At 42.5% G+C, this 17819-nt stretch carries 20 protein-coding genes and 1 riboswitch; of the genes, 12 read left to right on the plus strand and 8 right to left on the minus strand.

What is annotated here, in order from left to right:
- Nucleotide 1 precedes the first annotated feature (1 nt).
- Nucleotides 2-1336 (minus strand): DUF2515 family protein, encoded by a 1335-nt coding sequence (locus J2Z69_RS15285; RefSeq protein ID WP_209864485.1) that lies wholly within the window; start codon nucleotides 1334-1336, stop codon nucleotides 2-4.
- 117 nt (nucleotides 1337-1453) lie between these two features.
- On the opposite strand from J2Z69_RS15285, the gene J2Z69_RS15290 reads away from it, so the two are divergent.
- The 8 genes from J2Z69_RS15290 (at nucleotide 1454) to J2Z69_RS15325 (ending at nucleotide 9642) form a co-directional block, all read left to right on the plus strand.
- Complete coding sequence (locus tag J2Z69_RS15290) at nucleotides 1454-1819, plus strand: thioredoxin family protein (protein ID WP_209864847.1); 366 nt, start codon at nucleotides 1454-1456, stop codon at nucleotides 1817-1819.
- A gap of 120 nt (nucleotides 1820-1939) precedes the next feature.
- Complete coding sequence (locus tag J2Z69_RS15295) at nucleotides 1940-2950, plus strand: COX15/CtaA family protein (RefSeq protein WP_425355017.1); 1011 nt, start codon at nucleotides 1940-1942, stop codon at nucleotides 2948-2950.
- A 48-nt stretch (nucleotides 2951-2998) separates the two neighbouring features.
- The gene (locus J2Z69_RS15300) at nucleotides 2999-4765 is read left to right on the plus strand and encodes a UbiD family decarboxylase (RefSeq protein WP_209864488.1); all 1767 of its coding nucleotides are present in this window, start codon (nucleotides 2999-3001) and stop codon (nucleotides 4763-4765) included.
- Nucleotides 4766-4827: 62 nt separating this feature from the next.
- Entirely contained in the window at nucleotides 4828-5559 is a 732-nt protein-coding gene (locus J2Z69_RS15305; protein WP_209864491.1) for a Cthe_2314 family HEPN domain-containing protein, read from the plus strand.
- A gap of 94 nt (nucleotides 5560-5653) precedes the next feature.
- Nucleotides 5654-5772: riboswitch (SAM riboswitch) on the plus strand.
- Nucleotides 5773-5848: 76 nt separating this feature from the next.
- Entirely contained in the window at nucleotides 5849-6865 is a 1017-nt protein-coding gene (locus J2Z69_RS15310) for a methionine ABC transporter ATP-binding protein (RefSeq protein ID WP_209864494.1), read from the plus strand.
- Nucleotides 6866-6897: 32 nt separating this feature from the next.
- A complete protein-coding gene (locus tag J2Z69_RS15315) occupies nucleotides 6898-7527 on the plus strand; it encodes a methionine ABC transporter permease (RefSeq protein ID WP_209864849.1) in 630 nt (209 codons plus the stop codon).
- An 80-nt stretch (nucleotides 7528-7607) separates the two neighbouring features.
- The gene (locus tag J2Z69_RS15320; RefSeq protein ID WP_209864497.1) at nucleotides 7608-8435 is read left to right on the plus strand and encodes a MetQ/NlpA family ABC transporter substrate-binding protein; all 828 of its coding nucleotides are present in this window, start codon (nucleotides 7608-7610) and stop codon (nucleotides 8433-8435) included.
- A 433-nt stretch (nucleotides 8436-8868) separates the two neighbouring features.
- Nucleotides 8869-9642, plus strand: a complete 774-nt coding sequence (locus J2Z69_RS15325; protein WP_209864500.1) for an SDR family oxidoreductase — start codon at nucleotides 8869-8871, stop codon at nucleotides 9640-9642.
- A 246-nt stretch (nucleotides 9643-9888) separates the two neighbouring features.
- Here the strand turns inward: J2Z69_RS15325 and J2Z69_RS15330 are convergent, their stop codons facing one another.
- Nucleotides 9889-10134: a NifU family protein gene (locus J2Z69_RS15330; protein ID WP_068620113.1), complete on the minus strand. Its 246-nt coding sequence runs from the start codon at nucleotides 10132-10134 to the stop codon at nucleotides 9889-9891.
- 75 nt (nucleotides 10135-10209) lie between these two features.
- Here J2Z69_RS15330 and J2Z69_RS15335 point away from each other — a divergent pair, with 75 nt between their 5' ends.
- Nucleotides 10210-10464: a YuzB family protein gene (locus J2Z69_RS15335; RefSeq protein WP_209864502.1), complete on the plus strand. Its 255-nt coding sequence runs from the start codon at nucleotides 10210-10212 to the stop codon at nucleotides 10462-10464.
- A gap of 2 nt (nucleotides 10465-10466) precedes the next feature.
- Here the strand turns inward: J2Z69_RS15335 and J2Z69_RS15340 are convergent, their stop codons facing one another.
- Both J2Z69_RS15340 and mqnE read right to left on the minus strand, forming a co-directional pair.
- Nucleotides 10467-11528, minus strand: a complete 1062-nt coding sequence (locus J2Z69_RS15340) for an NAD(P)/FAD-dependent oxidoreductase (RefSeq protein WP_209864505.1) — start codon at nucleotides 11526-11528, stop codon at nucleotides 10467-10469.
- 47 nt (nucleotides 11529-11575) lie between these two features.
- Nucleotides 11576-12694 carry an aminofutalosine synthase MqnE gene (gene mqnE, locus J2Z69_RS15345; RefSeq protein ID WP_209864508.1) on the minus strand — a complete coding sequence of 373 codons (1119 nt, stop codon included), beginning with the start codon at nucleotides 12692-12694 and terminating at the stop codon, nucleotides 11576-11578.
- 389 nt (nucleotides 12695-13083) lie between these two features.
- Here mqnE and J2Z69_RS15350 point away from each other — a divergent pair, with 389 nt between their 5' ends.
- Entirely contained in the window at nucleotides 13084-13446 is a 363-nt protein-coding gene (locus J2Z69_RS15350) for a HesB/IscA family protein (RefSeq protein ID WP_209864511.1), read from the plus strand.
- Between the two features lie 51 nt (nucleotides 13447-13497).
- On the opposite strand, the gene J2Z69_RS15355 is transcribed toward J2Z69_RS15350, so the two are convergent.
- The 3 genes from J2Z69_RS15355 to J2Z69_RS15365 all read right to left on the minus strand — a co-directional run bounded on the left by J2Z69_RS15355 (nucleotide 13498) and on the right by J2Z69_RS15365 (nucleotide 15018).
- The gene (locus J2Z69_RS15355) at nucleotides 13498-14400 is read right to left on the minus strand and encodes a hypothetical protein (protein ID WP_209864514.1); all 903 of its coding nucleotides are present in this window, start codon (nucleotides 14398-14400) and stop codon (nucleotides 13498-13500) included.
- Between the two features lie 145 nt (nucleotides 14401-14545).
- On the minus strand, nucleotides 14546-14764 hold the full coding sequence (locus tag J2Z69_RS15360; protein WP_245339380.1) for a hypothetical protein: 219 nt from the start codon (nucleotides 14762-14764) through the stop codon (nucleotides 14546-14548).
- A 50-nt stretch (nucleotides 14765-14814) separates the two neighbouring features.
- Complete coding sequence (locus J2Z69_RS15365; protein ID WP_209864870.1) at nucleotides 14815-15018, minus strand: hypothetical protein; 204 nt, start codon at nucleotides 15016-15018, stop codon at nucleotides 14815-14817.
- Between the two features lie 221 nt (nucleotides 15019-15239).
- Between J2Z69_RS15365 and J2Z69_RS15370 the strand changes: the two genes are divergently transcribed.
- Together J2Z69_RS15370 and sda are read left to right on the plus strand one after the other, a co-directional pair.
- On the plus strand, nucleotides 15240-15908 hold the full coding sequence (locus J2Z69_RS15370; RefSeq protein ID WP_342591602.1) for a YheC/YheD family protein: 669 nt from the start codon (nucleotides 15240-15242) through the stop codon (nucleotides 15906-15908).
- 293 nt (nucleotides 15909-16201) lie between these two features.
- Complete coding sequence (gene sda, locus J2Z69_RS15375) at nucleotides 16202-16357, plus strand: sporulation histidine kinase inhibitor Sda (RefSeq protein ID WP_209864522.1); 156 nt, start codon at nucleotides 16202-16204, stop codon at nucleotides 16355-16357.
- A 360-nt stretch (nucleotides 16358-16717) separates the two neighbouring features.
- On the opposite strand, the gene J2Z69_RS15380 is transcribed toward sda, so the two are convergent.
- Complete coding sequence (locus tag J2Z69_RS15380; protein ID WP_209864525.1) at nucleotides 16718-17719, minus strand: NAD(P)/FAD-dependent oxidoreductase; 1002 nt, start codon at nucleotides 17717-17719, stop codon at nucleotides 16718-16720.
- Between the last annotated feature and the right edge of the window lie 100 nt (nucleotides 17720-17819).

The following is a 17819-nucleotide window of genomic DNA, read 5'->3' on the forward strand; positions in this document are numbered from 1 at the left end:
ATCAGATATTTGCGGCATCATGGGCAATCGCCGTCTTCAGAATTCCTAGTCGGTGTTCGTAACTAATGTCACACAGATATGGGGATTCTGGCTTGCTTAGGCCATCTAATGCACGATGATCCTGCATCCAATCTTCACGGTTAATGGGTTCATAGGGTGTATCACCCCAAGCTTCAAGTAAAACAGGTGCATATAATCTTTGCCCAAGAGGGAGCTTATCCTTCCCGAGAAGCGTTGATTCCTCTAAAGAGGCAGTCAGCGCTTCTTCTTTGCGTGTTGTGAACAGAGAAGGCCAGTAATCGGCTCGAGATCCTGTGTGCGGTATACGTGAAGCAAATGCTTCGGTACCCTTGCGAAGAGCAGGAAGACCAAACAACAGGGCATATAGACTTTTGCCAAATGATATGCGGGTAGTCAGACTGGTGAAATCACTGAGAATTCGCCCTGCTAGGCGCAGGGGTTGTTCTTCTAATGCGCAAGGCATCCGCACATCCTGCTGATCTAGCATCGGAAGGATTACTTGATTAAGTCCTGCAAGGTTGTGAATGTGGAAGCTGGCTTTGTCTGTGACACGTTGTTGGAAATAAGGCTGCTGAACGACTCTTCGCTCAATATAATTTTGTTCATTGATAATGAGTCCGACCGTGAGCAAAGCACTTCCCCGCTCTAGCCAAAATTTATCCCAGAAAGGCTGCATGAACCTAGACACATGGAAATAAGGAAGCAGGTGGAAAAGACTTCTGCCCAGTTCCCGGCTCTTGATGTATAGTAGCAGCTGCGGATAAGCATCTTGGAAAATCAAAGCATTGCTTCGCTCCAAAAATCGATAGACCGCTTCCTTCGAAGCTTCATCAAGCAAAGGATACATCTGTCCCCCGCGTAGATCGCTCATATTCCATCCTCCATTGCGGGATACCATGTGCGCTAAAAAGGCCCAGTGGAGTTCGGGATAAATCTGATAGCATTCCCAATAGGCTTTGGTTCGGCTGAGGTTGCTAATGTTGCTGGATTGCGTCCGGGCAGCAATTTCCTTAGCTATAAGCTCCTCTTCTGGGTTAAGGAACGAGCATTCTCCCGTCTGCACCATTTGTTCTTCCTTCCGTCCTTGTCCGCTTCGACGGAGCAAATCTTCTATTTCCGAATACACATTTAGTGCAGAGGCTTCATTCCAGTCCAGATTGACACGTTCTTCGCGTAATTGACTAGAAGAAGAATAGGCGGCGGCTTTGCCTTTGATGGTCTCACCTACAATAGCAGGTACTGAAAATAGAAATTCTTTTACTACAGATAGTAGTCCACGATCAGATAATTTCGTAGAAGCGGGTATTTTAGGCATCCGCATCACTCACTTTCGCAAAAATTGGGTATACGTATAGTATCGCCGAAATAATTGACTTCCACTCTTGGTTTTGGTTGACTAAGAATGAGAACAAGTGAAGGGATTGAAGAGTCCATGGAAAAAGTATCGAACTCAGGAATTTTTCGAGTACATACCCAATCAAGTAATTTAGTGATCGGAGTATTTAAAGCAGATTGGTGCGGAGATTGTAAATTCATTGAACCGTTCTGGCCTGAAATTGAAGAGAAGTATGGGGATCGTATTACCTTTATCGAAGTGGATACCGAGCAAGTTCCAGATCTCGTGGATGAATTGAATATTTTAGGTATACCGAGTTTTGTTGCATTTACAGATGGCCGGGAATTAGTGCGGTATGTGAACAAGGCACGTAAATCACGTGAAGAGATTGAAGATTTCTTAAATCGCGCACTCGATGTCTATCGGACCTTGCATGATACAGCGGAACGCAAGGAAGAATAGCCCAATTTTTCTTAGATATGCAACAATAAAAAGACTTCATCCTCTTGAGGATGAGGTCCTTTTTTAAATTGAACATTTTGTCACAAGTGGTTTGTGATAAGGCGCACACCATCGGTTATAATGAAGATGTTACATGAGGACGTACTCAAAATTCATATAGCAGGTGGGGATATCTTGAATACCAAACAACTGAAATGGCTGAGCTATGCAACCAGCTTCATCATGCTGATGGCAACGCTCGGAGGAACAGTAGTAACTAAAACGGACGCAGGACTTGGATGTGGTAAAGAGTGGCCGCTATGTAACGGTACTTTTGTACCGGCACATACTTTGTCTTCTTTAATTGAATATTCGCACCGGGCTGTAAGTGGGGCTGCAGGCATGGTGGCTCTAGCTGCTTTCATTGCTTTCATGATCTATAGAAAAGAGCGGCGTGATCTTCGGATGTACGCTACACTTTCATTAATATTTGTTATAATACAAGCAGGCATGGGCGCATTCGCTGTTGTATTTTCGCAGTCCTCTGCTATTATGGCCTTACATTTCGGGTTTTCACTAATTGCCTTTGCAAGTTCGGTCATGTTAGCTTTAGGGATGCGTCAAGAAGACAAACAGCAGCATCTTGCACCGCTTCCTCCAGCAGCACCTGTGACTAAAGGATTACGAAATTGGGTATGGTTCGCAACGGCATATACGTATATCGTGGTTTACTTAGGAGCGTATGTTAGTCATACGAATTCCGCTGGCGGATGTTCAGGATGGCCTTTATGTAACGGAGCATTGATTCCAGAGCTAAGCGGCGGGGTGACCATTGCCTTTATTCACCGGTTAGGCGCTTTTTTATTGTTCATAGTGATTGGTATAGTAGGACATTTCGCATATCGTCATAATCCTTACAACAAAGAGATTCGCTCTTTGGGCGTATGGGCTACGGTTCTCGTACTTATTCAGATTTTAACTGGGGGTTTCTTGGTATTTAACTTGTACAACCCTAGAATGTATATCTTTGCTTCACTCGCCCATATCTTTGTACTGGCTACATTGTTCGGTGTTCTCTGTTATATGAGCGTTAGAACATGGCAGCTTAGCAGATCGGCAGTGAGAGAAGAACGTATGACAAAACACGTATAATTACACTTATAAGTGCAGCGCCGGGTTTTATTTTGAGGAGGAATGTTTGTGAGTTATCGGAATTTAAGACAGTGGATCGAAGCGCTTCGCAAGGAAAAAGAATTGGCGATTATCGATGCGCCAGTTGATCCCTATTTGGAGCTTGCGGAGATTCACCGCCGCGTCATTGAAGAAGGAGGACCTGCCCTTCTATTCACAAATGTAAAAGGTACTCCGTTCCCGGTGGCAACGAACTTATTCGGCACCCCAAGACGGGTGGATATGGCTTTCGGGCCGCGCCCTGAGCAATTAGCTAATCGATTAGTGGGAGCCATGAACACCTTATTACCCCCAACACCTAAGGCGCTATGGAATGAACGAGGTTTAATTAGAGAAGTCATGAAAGTGGGCATGAAGACGACCGTCAAAGGAGAAGCACCGATTCTTCAAGTATGTCGTACTGATCAGCCGCTTGCAGATCTACCCAAAGTGACGAGTTGGCAGGAGGACGGAGGTCCTTTTATTACCCTGCCACTCGTATACACAGAGAACCCGAATCAGCCGAAGGATAATAACTTAGGGATGTACCGGGTACAGATATTTGATGATCAGACTACAGGCATCCACTGGCAGATTCAAAAGGGTGGAGGGTTTCACTATCATGAAGCGGAGAAGCTGAATCAAGCTTTGCCGGTATCGATCTTTATCGGGGGGCCACCAGCTCTAATTGCAGGGGCTATAGCACCTGTGCCTGAACACTTGTCCGAATTATTGGTAACTTCATTCATTTTGGGTGAGAAATTGCCTATGGCGGACAATCCGATGGGTGGGCATCGCATCCCAGCAGAACTGGAGTTTGCTATCCAAGGACTGGTTCCTCCGCATGAACGACGTATGGAAGGCCCTTTCGGAGATCATTTTGGTTATTATTCTTTAGCGCACGAATTCCCGTTTCTTCGGGTCAATCATATGTGGCATCGCAAAGATGCGATTTATCCAGCAACTATTGTAGGCAAACCAAGGCAAGAAGATTATTATATTGGAGAATTTTTGCAAAAATTATTATCTCCGGCTTTTCCAATTGTCATGCCAAGCGTGCGTTCATTGTGGACGTATTCGGAGACCGGTTTCCATGCTCTAGCTTCTGCGGTAGTGCGGGAAAGTTATTCTAGAGAAGCGTTGGTAGCTGGGTTCCGTATCTTGGGAGAAGGGCAATTATCATTAACCAAATTTCTAATGCTTACTAATGTACCTGTGGAATTATCTGATTTCAAAACTTTGTTACGTACCATCTTGGAACGATTCGATCCACGTACAGATCTATTGATCTTCAACAAAACGTCCAATGATACCTTGGATTATACAGGTCTACATCTTAATCATGGTAGCAAAGCCATCCTCATAGGCGTAGGCGATCCCGTTCGTGAACTGCCTCGTGAGTACACAGAAGGGGATATTGCAGAAATTACTGAAATTGCCCCATTCCATGATGGATGTTTAGTGGTGTCTGGAGCATCCTATGAAGAGGAGCCTGAGCTAGCTGAGCGTGTGTTAGGACGCTTGCGTGAAAGGGGAACGGCGTGGCCAATGGTCGTGCTGACGGATCATGCACATGCAGTTGCTCAGACTTCGAATGCATTCTTATGGACCGTATTCACAAGATTTAACCCCGCTACAGATATCTTTGCCGATGCGGAAGTGAAGCAGCATCACTTGTCGTATAGCTTGCCTATCGTAATTGATGCACGAATGAAGCCGGGTTATCCAGATGAACTCTTTGCTCGCGAAGATATTGTGAAGCTGGTAAATGATCGGTGGAAGACGTATTTTGCTTAAAGCTGGTGGAATGTAGTTCATTGGATAGTAGTTCTTTTCCTAACCGAAAGAGGTGGTACCCTTTGCTGAGAAGTCTGCTTGGAGAGCCGCCAAGGCATAATGAAGGATTGCTTTTACAGACGTTTCAGGAAATGGAACAAGCCGTTCAACTGTTCCAAGTAGACGGTCATATCCATCGGGAGCATGAAAAAGATTATTACAAATTCCAGGTGTGGACGTTGGGTATTATTTCATCACTAGATGAATTGGAGCAATGTACGTATGCTGCCGGGCATTTCCGTAACTTAGTCCACACGAAACTTATGGAAGACATGGGACCGCAAGAAAAGGGCGATTATGCAAGATATGTGTACTTTTACAAAGATGGGTTCATTCGAGTGTTCTCTCTTCTTGATAAGCTAGCTACATTGTTAAATGAGCTGTATCATCTGGAGACGGCCAAGACCAAACCGCACTATTCCTATTTTACAATTCTTAGGCAGTTTGAATACATGAAGCTGTACACGGACCTCGGAGAGAAGCTTCTTGCAATCAAAGAGGAACACAACGAACCCTTATCTAACTTAAGACGACGACGTAATATGGAGATTCATTACATGAATGCCGAGATGCAGGATGACTTGTGGCAGAAGCATCAATCACTTCATAACAAATTGGAACTTGAAGACTTGGATAAGCATTTATATGATCTTACAGAAAGTTATCTTGTGGTTCTCAAATCGCTTCATACTGCTTTCTCTTATACTAATGATTATATTGGCAGGCAAACTTGTCGGAATAATATGATTAAGTGAATATTTTCCTTTGACAAACGTTTGAAAAGCCTCTATACTTGGAAACAGTTTCAGAAACACAACAGCAAACTACAACTCATTTACAATTTCATATTTCTTATCAAGAGTGGTGGAGGGACAGGCCCTATGAAACCCGGCAACCGGTTCACAATAGTGTGAATGACATGGTGCTAAATCCTCGGAGTCGCATACTGCGGTTCTGACAGATGAGAAGGTATATCTCAAATTTATGAGAGCCCTGCGATTCTGCCTAGGGCTCTTTTTTATATAATCAGGAGGGATTTGAACTTTGATTGAGCTTAAACAGCTGACCAAGACGTATAAGACAAGGAATAAGCCAACGACGGCTTTGGCTAATCTGAACTTGTCGGTACAAAAGGGCGAAATATTTGGGGTGATTGGACACTCTGGTGCAGGCAAAAGTACGCTAATCCGCTGTATCAATCTGCTAGAACGTCCTACTTCCGGTGAAGTATGGGTAGGGGGTGTGAACCTTACGTCGCTTGGACAGAAAGAACTACAAATACAAAGACGAAAAATCAGTATGATATTTCAGCACTTTAATCTGTTATCTTCTTCAACAGTCTATGATAATATTGCATTTCCCTTGACCCTAATTCGCACACCTAACTCCACCATTAAAGCAAAAGTTATGGAGCTGCTAAGTCTTGTAGGGCTTGAGGAACACAAAGATAAATACCCTGCTCAACTGTCGGGTGGACAGAAGCAAAGAGTAGGCATTGCTAGAGCATTAGCAAGTGACCCGGATGTACTGCTCTGTGACGAAGCAACTTCTGCTTTGGATCCACAGACGACAGATTCCATTTTAAATTTACTTTTGGATATCAACAAGCGCTTCAAACTGACCATTTTATTGATCACGCATGAAATGCATGTCATTCAGAACATTTGTGACCGGGTAGCGGTTATTCATGATGGAGATATCGTGGAGCAGGGGCCTGTTGCTCAAGTCTTTTTGAAACCGCAACATGCGGTTACTCGCGAATTCATTTATCGGGAGTCTTCAGGGCAGAATGCTTACAACCTGATCTTGCCGAATTCGAACAAAGGCTTTACACAACGTGTCAAAATTACTTTCTTAGGTGAACAGACATATGATTCTGTCTTATCCCAAATCGTGAGAGAAACGGGTGTGAATTTTGCCATCCTGCAAGGGACGATATCCACGATCAAACAAGTACCTTATGGACAATTACTGGTTTCTTTTGAAGGAGATCCTGCAGGCATTGATCAGACGATCTCAAAACTTCGGGCAAGAAATCTGGATGTGGAGGTGATGAATTGAATTTAGATTTTTCACTAATCGATTGGGAAGAGATGGGACAGGCCTGTCTGGACACTCTTCAAATGTTAGGCTACTCTGCTGTATTTATTTTCATTCTAGGACTGCCGCTGGGTATCATTTTATTTCTTTCATCTCGTTCCAAGCTTACCGTAATGAAATGGATGTATGGCGTGTTATCTTTTGTAGTTAACATTCTTCGTTCTTTGCCCTTTATCATTCTTATCGTAGCTATGATTCCGCTAACAAGATCCATTATGGGCGTATCGTACGGGGTAGAGGGCACGATTCCTCCACTAGTGATTGGTGCAGCGCCTTTCTTTGCTAGACTAGTAGAGACGGCACTTCGTGAAGTGGATCGTGGCGTCATTGAAGCGGCACATGCCATGGGGGCATCTACGTTTCAAGTGATTCGTAAAGTGCTTTTACCCGAAGCCTTGCCAGGACTCATCGCTGGAATGACTATCACTGTAGTTACCTTAGTGTCCTATACGGCGATGGCAGGTATGGTGGGTGGCGGTGGACTAGGGGATTTAGCGATTAGATACGGGTACCAGCGTTATGAAAAGGAAGTTATGATCGTATCTGTGTTGATTATTATTGTGATGGTTCAACTGCTTCAAATGTTAGGGGATCGGTTGGTCACCCATTTCACTCGGAAATAAGGCTAAACACATAGATATATGTACGTCCACAGTGTCCTTATTCAAAAAAATTAGATGTACATTGGAGGAGGAAAAGATTTATGAAAAAATGGGCATTAGCATTTCTTACATTAACCTTGGTTGTGGTGCTTGCAGCTTGCGGCAACAAAACAAAAGATGAGGCTTCATCTAACACAAGCAGTACAAAACCGGTTAAACTGGTGGTTGGAGCTTCTGCTGTACCTCATGCGGAAATTTTGGAGTTCATCAAACCTAAGTTGAAAGCAGAGGGCGTGGATCTTGAAGTCAAAATATTTACAGACTACATTCTGCCAAATACGCAATTGTTCGAAAAACAGTTGGATGCGAACTTCTTCCAACATAAACCATACCTTGATGATCAAAATCAGAAAAACAACTTTAACTTGGTTCCAGTTACGTCTGTCCATGTAGAGCCATTTGGTGCTTATTCAAAAAAACATAAAGCCATCACTGAGATTCCAGACAAAGGCATAATTGCCATTCCTAACGATGCTACTAATGGTGGACGCGCACTTTTACTTCTTGCTAAAAATGGATTAATCACCCTTAAAGAGGGTGCTGGCATTTCAGCAACGAAAAAAGATATTATAGCGAATCCAAAGAACCTTGAAATTAAAGAATTTGAAGCAGCCCAATTGCCACGCGTATTACCTGAAGTAGATCTGGCACTAATCAACACGAACTATGCACTAGCAGCAAAACTTGTGCCAACTAAAGATGCCTTATTCATTGAGGATAAAGACTCACCTTACGCCAATCTATTGGTAGCACGCCCCGATAACAAAGATTCCGATGCGATCCAAAAGCTGGCTAAAGCCCTTACTACCCCTGAGGTGAAGCAATTCATTGAAGACAAATACCAAGGTGCAATCGTCCCAGCGTTCTAAGCAGAGACGAGTTGGCACCAAGGTGCAATCGTCCCAGCGTTCTAAGCTGAAGACGAGTTGGCACCAAGGTGCAATCGTCCCAGCGTTCTAAGCTGAAGACGAGTTGGCACCAAGGTGCAATCGTCCCAGCATTCTAAGCAGGAGACGAGTTGGCACCAAGGTGCAATCGTCCCAGCGTTCTAAGCTGAAGACGAGTTGGCACCAGGGTGCAATCGTCCCAGCGTTCTAAGCTGAAGACGAGTTGGCACCAGGGTGCAATCGTCCCAGCGTTCTAAGCAGGAGACGAGTTGTCACCAGGGTGCAATCGTCCCAGCAAAGCCCTTCTCCATTGGAGAAGGGCTTTTTTTATTGAAGGCTGATGAGTTGTAGGGAATACATAAATCTTTTATACTTAAATGGATGAGTTCACGATGAGCTGAGAGGGGAATCCGCATTGAGAGGTAAGGTTGCTCTAATTACAGGAAGTGCCAAAGGATTAGGAAAGCGGACGGCGCTTACGTTAGCGGATTTGGGTTGTCATATTGCGCTGAATTACGTTCACAGCAGAGAAGAAGCTCTTGAACTTCAAGCTGTGATTCAACATAAAGGTGTGAAATGCATTACGGTGCAGGCCGATGTATCTCAACATGAAGATATTATTCGGATGATTGAAGAAGTGGAAAAGGCTTTGGGAAGCGTGGATATTCTCATAAATAATGCAGGGCCATTTATAAGAGAACGGAGAAATTTTGCTGAATATTCTACCCAAGAAATATTATCTTTAATTGAAGGTAATTTAATTGGACCCATGTTATTAGATCATCTAGTATTACAAGGTATGCGTCAAAATAAATGGGGACGCATCATCCATTTTGGATTTGGACATGCCGCGGAATCCAGAGCTTGGCCCCATCGTGCAGCATATGCGGCAGCCAAGACGGGCTTAGTATCCTTTACTAAGACACTCGCGGTTGAAGAAGCCTCCTATGGAATTACGGTGAACATGATTTGCCCCGGTGATATTCGTGGGATAAATAAAGAAAGATCCATCTCTGACGTGCAGGAAGAGCAAGATGGTGAGACACCGAGAGGTCGACCGGGGAGCGGAGAAGATATTGCTCGGGTGATTTCCTTCCTTTGCCTCCCTGAATCTGATTTTATTACGGGAAATATCATGGATATTTCAGGGGGACTCGATCCGATTCGGCCATGGATTAAAACTTCGTAACCCTAAGTATCGCTTGGTTAAATGATTAGACCCTCTGCATAAACATGAGTAACACCATTTCTGCGAGTCAGTATGTATTAATAAGAGGTACTCTTTAAGAAGTACTCTTTAAGAAGTGTTCATAATAAATTCATAATAAAGCAAACAAGAGTCTTGGAATTCGGTAGATCACCGAAGTTCCCAAGACTCTTGCTGAATCGGACGGAAGGAATTACCGTACAGATTAGATGTGTTGATGCTTTATAATTAAAATACTTGAACGACTTCTTGAACGCCTTCTACTTCTTCGAAGAGTGCGCGCTCGATCCCTGCTTTGAGGGTAATCGTGGAACTTGGGCAACTGCCGCAAGCACCCACCAATTTTAGCTTAACGATGCCATCTTCCACATCAACGAGTTCGACGTCACCGCCATCGCGTTGAAGGAAAGGGCGAAGTTTATCAAGAACTTCCAGGACTTCATCGTACAAAGTATCTTGTGCGTTTTGGCTCATATTTCTCAACTCCTTTCTTATTTATTATAGTACACTTAGCATTAAAATTAAATGGCTAACAACGGAGGATTCCGAATGAGACCGATTATTGAATTTTGCACAAACAACATGAATTTCGGTACAGACGAAGTGATGGAGAAGTTAGAGCAAAATCCCGAATATGATGTAATTGAATATGGCTGCTTAACGAATTGTGGTCAATGTGCCTGCACACCGTTTGTACTTTTCAATGGAGAGATCCTTGAAAGTGATACGGCAGATCAACTGTACGATACTATTATGAGCAAAATTAAAGAATTAGATGCCTGGCTGGAGTTGGATATCGAATAAACCTAGCCGAAGTGGTGCTTTGACATCCAGAGCACGCCACTTTTCAGCATACGAGGGACTCGGCCCATAACTTGCCGTTTGCCCATCATACCAAATCCTGCTTTTTTACCTAAAGAACCGAGCGTACCTTTTAGCTTGATGGGTGACAACTTAGGAGTCTCTCCGCGCCACTGAGCTAAGGCGATGTGAGCAATTTGCTCTCCTTGTCCTTCAGCGGCTTGACCGCTAGGGGCAAAGGGAAGACTGGCGCAATCTCCACATACGAACACTTCGGTATATTCAGGAATTTGATAATACGAATTCAAAAGCACACGTCCCTGAACATCTTTGGGGACGTTTAATTTTTGTACCAATTCTACGGGTTGAATTCCAGCAGTCCATACCGTCGCATCCGATATAATGTCATCACCTAGTGTATGAATTACACCCTGCTCTAATGAAGTGATGGTGATATGAGATAAAGTTTGTACTTCGTGTTCGTGGAACCATTTCTCTACATAACCCGACATTTTTGGTGGAAATGCAGAGAGTACTCGGGAACCGCGGTCGATTAGAGATATGTTCAAATCTGGACGACTTTCTCTAAGTTCAGCAGCAATCTCCACACCACTTAGTCCTCCGCCAACAATATTTACATTGCCGTAGGGACGGATATCATTCAGCTCGCGGTAAGTCTGGCGTACAGCTTTCATAGATTGAATGGTACAAGCAAATTCCTCAGCTCCAGGGATACCATGAAAGCGGTCCGTACATCCTAAGGCAATGACCAATTGGTCGTAACTTACTGGATCATCGTTAGTCATAATAATCTGCTTGTTCTCTAAATCTACGGACATGACCTCTCCATACTTTATGCTTAGATTTGGATGCACAGGATAAGGAACACGAAGTTCAACGTCAGAAGCAGTTCCTGCCGCTAACGCGTAATATTCGGTCTTCATCGTTTGGTAAGGAAGTCGATCTATCATAGTTATACGAATGTCGCTTGGAAGCTGACCTTTGAGGAGTGTATTTGCAATCGTTACTCCTCCATAGCCGCCCCCAAGAATAACAAAATTTCTCATATCAATTATCGGATCCTTTCTGTACGGGAAACTGGATTCAAATCAGACTATTCAAATACTTGAATTTCATTATAAAAAGTATCACGTTCTACCGGTATACGACCCGCACCTTTAACAAGCCAAATCAACTCTTTGCGTGTAAGGCCTTCCGGAGTATTGGCACCAGCCGCATGACTGATTCTTTCTTTAAGTATCGTACCGTGTACGTCGGATGCTCCGAAGGTAAGGGCTACTTGGGTAAGTTGAGTTCCGATATTAATGAAATAAGCCTTGATATGTTGAATGTTATCGAGCATAAGGCGACTAATTGCAATCGTCTTCAAATCCTCATATGCGGAATTACGTCGCATGATGTTGGCATTCTTACTCTTCGGCTGCATGGAAAGAGGGATAAATACCATGAATCCATTTGTCTCATCTTGAAGATCACGAATTTGAATCATATGGCGTACGCGGTCTTCGTGACTTTCTATAGATCCATATAACATAGTCGTTCCGGTCTTGATCCCCATCTGATGCGCGGTCCGATGAACTTCTAAATATTGATCGACATTGGCTTTATCGACTTTCATCTTTTCACGATATTGGTCAGACAAAATCTCCGCACCGCCGCCAGTGAGGGATTGGAGACCAGCTTTTTGTAGTTCGGTGAGAACTTCACGAATGGTTAGCCCGCTAATTCTAGTGAAGAAGTCAATTTCCGCAGCTGTATAAGCCTTGAGCGTTACTTCAGGGAATCGTTCGTGTAGAGCTTTCAATGAATCGACATAATACTGGAAAGGCACGTGATTGTTGTGACCTCCAACGATATGGAATTCACGAATGCCGGGATGAATATGTTGCTCTACGTACTCAACCATCTGTTCTCCGGAAAGGGTGTATGAACCTTCTTCTCCTTGATCCTTACGAAAATTACAGAAAGCACAATAGGATTCACATACATTAGTGAAATAGAGACTCATATTTTCGATAAAATAAGCCTTTTTACCATTTTTTTTGAGATTAACTTCATTAGCTAGTTGACCAATCGTCAGCAGATCATCGCTTTGATAAAGATATACGCCATCCTCTAGGTTCAAACGTTCGCCTCGGCGGACTTTATCGGCAATCTCAGCCATTCTTTGATCGGTATGCGGAAGTAACGTTAGGGTATCGTTGGTTAGCATATCATTTTCCTCCTTGTTCACGTTCTCAAGCTTCAGTCGATGTAGTGAGTCTAGATAAGTAGAATATTGCACATTAGGATATAATAAAGATGTAGCTGATTGAAGCAAACCATCTTTTTAATGAAGTAAAGCGTTACACCATCATTGTGAAATTTAGAACAGATTACTACGTATCCATCCTGTGAAAATGCATGACAATCGTGTGACAATGTGGTGTCGCCCTACTATTATAAACCTCACTTTCTGTTCGGGCAATAAGCACAGTTAGGTAAGTCCTTCAAGTATACTCTCTTGAGGGTGCTTAGAATGTGGAGTATACTTAAAGAGAAAGAGATACAATCCTCCTACATTCAGGTGGACATTTGTGTATAAAAAGGAGTTGTGGATTCATGATTGAGATCAGTGATGCAGCCGTTGCTCAAATAAAAGAAATGTTGTCTCAACAAGAGACCCCCAATATGTTCCTTCGTCTTGGCGTTCAGCCTGGAGGATGCAGTGGTTTTTCTTACGGCATGGGGTTTGACGATGTAGAGTCCGAAGAGGATGTATATTTAGAAGTTGCTGACCTGAAAGTGGTCGTAGATAAAGAAAGTCTCAAGTACTTAAACGGTCTGGAAATTGATTATGAAGCTTCCGGAATGTCCGGAGGGTTCTCCATTCATAACCCGAATGCGGTAGCTACTTGTGGTTGTGGCTCAAGCTTCCGAACGAAAGACGATGCAGGCCAGCCTGCTGAAGCGGGCGAGTGTTAAGAAGAATAATAAAGAAAGACCTTTCTGTAATTGCAGAAAGGTCTTTCTTTATTATTGAAATTTAATTTGTGCAAATGAATTCACTTCATCGAAGCTTGTACTACTACCTAAACTTATATTTCCTCCAAGAGGAATGGATACTCCATAACTTAGTGAGATATTTTTTTGTAGGTGACGATAATAACCAAAGGTGTCATATAACGAATTGGTTTTCCAAGTGTTCCCTTCTCTTGGAGCTACTTTGAAAGTTAAATAAGCTTTCTCATTTCTAATCGCTACTGGAGGGTTAGCTAAATCAAATTTGGCTGAAACTCCACCCGGTTGAAATGAGATATCTGCGGTTGTGTCAGAAAAACTGTTCCAAATGAAATCGGCCGGGCTATATAACTCTACTTTATGATTAAAACTAGCCGTATCTTTAATTGGAGCAACGTTGTTACTTAATCCTATAGCTAAAACGTCTTTTCTCTTAGAAGAAGCAGATTTAAGCCAAGAAGCTAATACGGATACTGAACCATTCTGTGTATAATAAGTCATATTTGTTTCTAATTTAAGCCAGTCGGTTGTTTTTGTAACAGAGTCGCTATTGCCTAATGGAGAAATAAGACCTTCATTGAGTGAGGCTTGAGTAGATTCTTGTAAGGCTTCTTCTTTAGAAATCTTAGTAACTACAGGAGAATTTAGAGATGATCTAGTTGAGAATGATGAGTTAAAGGTAGGACGCTCAATTCTAAAATATTCTTCTTTATTGTTAGATTTAACGGGCGCTTCAGAAGACAATTTTTTGAGATCACTATCTTTGAGTTCTTTTGCGAACTCAGAAGACATTCCGTAATATTTCATTACAAAGGCTTCCTGAGTTTCTCTACTCCCCTCATGAATGGAATCAGCAAAGGTAAAACTAGGTAGCAGCAGACTAAAACATAAAGACAATCCTATTAATCTTTTCTTCATTATAAATTACCTCCTATGAATTTGTTTGGCCTCCAAAATAAATTAACCAAATTAATCTATTAATTAACAATAAAATATAATTTACTCATATAATTACATAAAAGTAGCCCCTCATCCACAGGATGAAGGGCTATCTCTATTATGACTATTCTACGACGTGAAACATGGTGTTTTCTCTGGCGTAGTGGGATTTTCTCCCTGTCTCTATGTTGCGAATTCTTACGTACCCCGGTGTATATTTCTCCACAGGCCCACGGCCTATTTCACAGTATACGCCAGCTTCATCTTCCTGCCAGGCAGAAATCATCTTTTGGGACAAGGCCGCAGCAAAGAAATCAAGATCTGCGGTTAAAAGTTGGTTCATACAAATCTCCTTCATTGAAATAGAATCAGAAAAAATAGAATCAGAAAAAATCAAAAAAACTGTTTATTCAGCATTAGAGTAATCATACCGGCTGAGATCAAAGAGAAGACAATGCAAGAGCTCCCCAATCCTTTACGTGTATTTTTCATAAAATGAATCCCGATGGCAAATACGCCAACCGTCACGCCAATAAGCACAATCGACATGGCAATCATAGCAATCCAATAAAGTAATGTGAAAATTTGCTGCTCCACGTAGAGGAACCCCCCATTTACATATAAACAAGCATTACGGGTCTACTATATACCAGATAGAGACTTTTGAAAAGTGGAAAACAGAACGTTAAATCGGGAAAAATGACTATTTTTGATAAAATCAGGCGGGGCCAGAGGACAGACATCCAAGAACAATTGCCTTGTCCCGAGTAAAGATAACTGTATACGTTACACGAGGGATAGGAATTTGAGAGGGGACGATGCAATTGACGGGAAGACAACTTGCGAATAAGTGGCTTAAAACAGAAGTGCTACTTCAAGATAGCCGAATCGCAGCCCATATTCCACAGACGAAGATGTATACAGCGGCGAACTTGGAAAAGATGCTACAGCGGTTTGGCATGGTCGTCATTAAGCCCATTCGTGGTGGAGGCGGATATGGAGTTATTCGAGTCAAATTAAGCGCTGGAATATATACATTTACGAATCTACAAAAAAATCATATCTATCGAAGTTACAATCTTATGATTAAGGCTCTTAACAAAGTAAAAGTAAATCGTCCCTACATCATTCAACAAGGCATTCATTTGTCTACAATTGGCGGAAGACCACTTGATTACCGAGTGAAAGTAGTGAAGGAAAATGGAGTCTGGGAGACAAGAGCTGTTGTAGGCAGACTTGCGCGCCCAGGGTTATTTGTAACGAATCTATGTAAGGGAGGCACGATGTTGCAAGGACGGACGGCTTTGCAGCAATCCTTACCTAAGCATATGGTTCAGAAGAAACGGACAGAGATGCGTAATCTTACTAGAATTTGTACAGGATTATTAGAAAATAAATTTCCTGGTCTAGGACAGCTTGGCTTTGATTATGGCATTGATCGCAAGGGTAGAGTATGGATTTTCGAGGTGAATACACGTCCTCAGTAGTCGAATTCTAATCTGATTTAACGTTAAATCTTATGGTTAAAATTGAACTAGACAGTAAGTTAGAATTAGAAAAAATTGTATTTATTTTTACAAATCCAAGCTAGTTGTTACCTGTGAATAACTTTTATCCACACTATCCCAAGCCAAAACATACGCTTTTCAACACTTACCAACATATTATTCACAGGATTTCCACACCCTGATGTGGATAACAGGAACGCTTGTTCTTGTAAAGTATTCTTGGTATGATGATTTAAGGTAAAATATAGAAATTTAGAAAGGATGTGTGAATATTGGCGACGTTAACAGATGAATTGCTACTAGATTCATTTAAGCGAGCTACAGAGCTTAAATTGGATAGAGATTTCCTAGCGCTCCTGTTGGCCGAGATCCGTAAGCGGAATCTCAATTCGCAACTTCATAGACAACTACAAGCGATCTTTCATTAAAGGGAATCTGTAAGTCCATCATGGGTTTTGATTGTTTAGCTTTCTTATCCAATGTAGGACATGTCCACCTGATATATAAAGGCTTCGCCACATTGTGTGCATTGTATTCTATGCTCACATTCACCTGTGTATTCCATCGTTTCAAGATCGGAAATGAATGCAGTATTCATATAGGGACTGTATGGACCTATATAATCCTCCATTTTCCCTTGGTCCTGAAGAGGGCAATTGCAGTCTGGACAAGCAAGCTTGAGTGGAGCTAAGCCATTACAAAGATAACATATATAGAACAAAGGGTATCCTCCTTCGAACATTTGTTCAGAAGTAAGATACCCTTTTTTGTGAAATTCATGTCTCCCGTTACATTTTTAGATTTGTACTATGTCCGGGGGAAAGTTTGGCTTCCGGATCAACATATACTTTGGCGTTGTTTACAGCGGTTGGAGCTTCCCCAAATCCGACGGCAATTAATTTTAATTTACCTGGATAGGTGGTAATGTCACCAGCGGCAAATATACCGGGAACCGAAGTTTCCATGCGAGAATCCACCACAATTGAATTCGTATGAATATCAATACCCCAATCGGCAATCGGTCCGAGTGAAGAGATAAATCCAAAGTTAATGATTACATCATCGACGTCAATGAGCGTAATCTCCTGTGATTTAACATCTTTTAATTCGACTTGATGAATCATGTCTTCTCCGTGTAGTGCTGTAATTTCGGTAGGCGTGATAACCTGCACACTGGATGCCATTAAATTCTCTACACTGTGCTCATGAGCACGGAACTTATCTCTACGGTGGATAAGGGTAACTTGCTCCGCAATAGGTTCAAGCATTAAGGCCCAATCGACCGCAGAGTCTCCGCCACCGCTAATTAATACTTTGCGTCCGGCAAAGCGGCTCAAATCATTCACGAAATAGTGAAGACTGCGACCTTCATGCTTAACAGCATCCTCAAGCTCCAGACGCCGAGGTTCAAATGCACCTACGCCTGCGGTGATAATCACAGCTTTGGCATGATGTTCCCCGCGATCGGTCGTAACTACAAAGTGTCGCTCGTCCTTTTTCTCAACATGTATCACTTTTTCTTCAAGGCAGATCTCAGTATTAAATCGTTGCATCTGTTGATGAAGATTATTTACGAGCTCTTGTGCCGTAACTTTAGGATAGCCTGCTACATCATAAATATATTTCTCAGGATATAACGCTGCAAGTTGCCCACCTAATTGTGGCATACTTTCTATTAATTTCACGGTCGCCTGCCGCATTCCGCCATAAAAGGCGGCAAACATCCCTGCAGGACCGCCACCTATAATAAGCAAGTCTGTGCTTTCTTGAGTGGGTTGTATGACTGACATAGATGAAGCACCTCCAGATCCATTTGAATAATGTCATTTCTACTTTATTATAAGCTTCATCCTGAGACTTGGAAAGTCGCTCAAAAACGCATCAAATATA

The sequence above is a fragment of the Paenibacillus shirakamiensis genome (assembly GCF_017874255.1).
GTDB classification, from domain to species: Bacteria; Bacillota; Bacilli; order Paenibacillales; family Paenibacillaceae; genus Fontibacillus; species Fontibacillus shirakamiensis.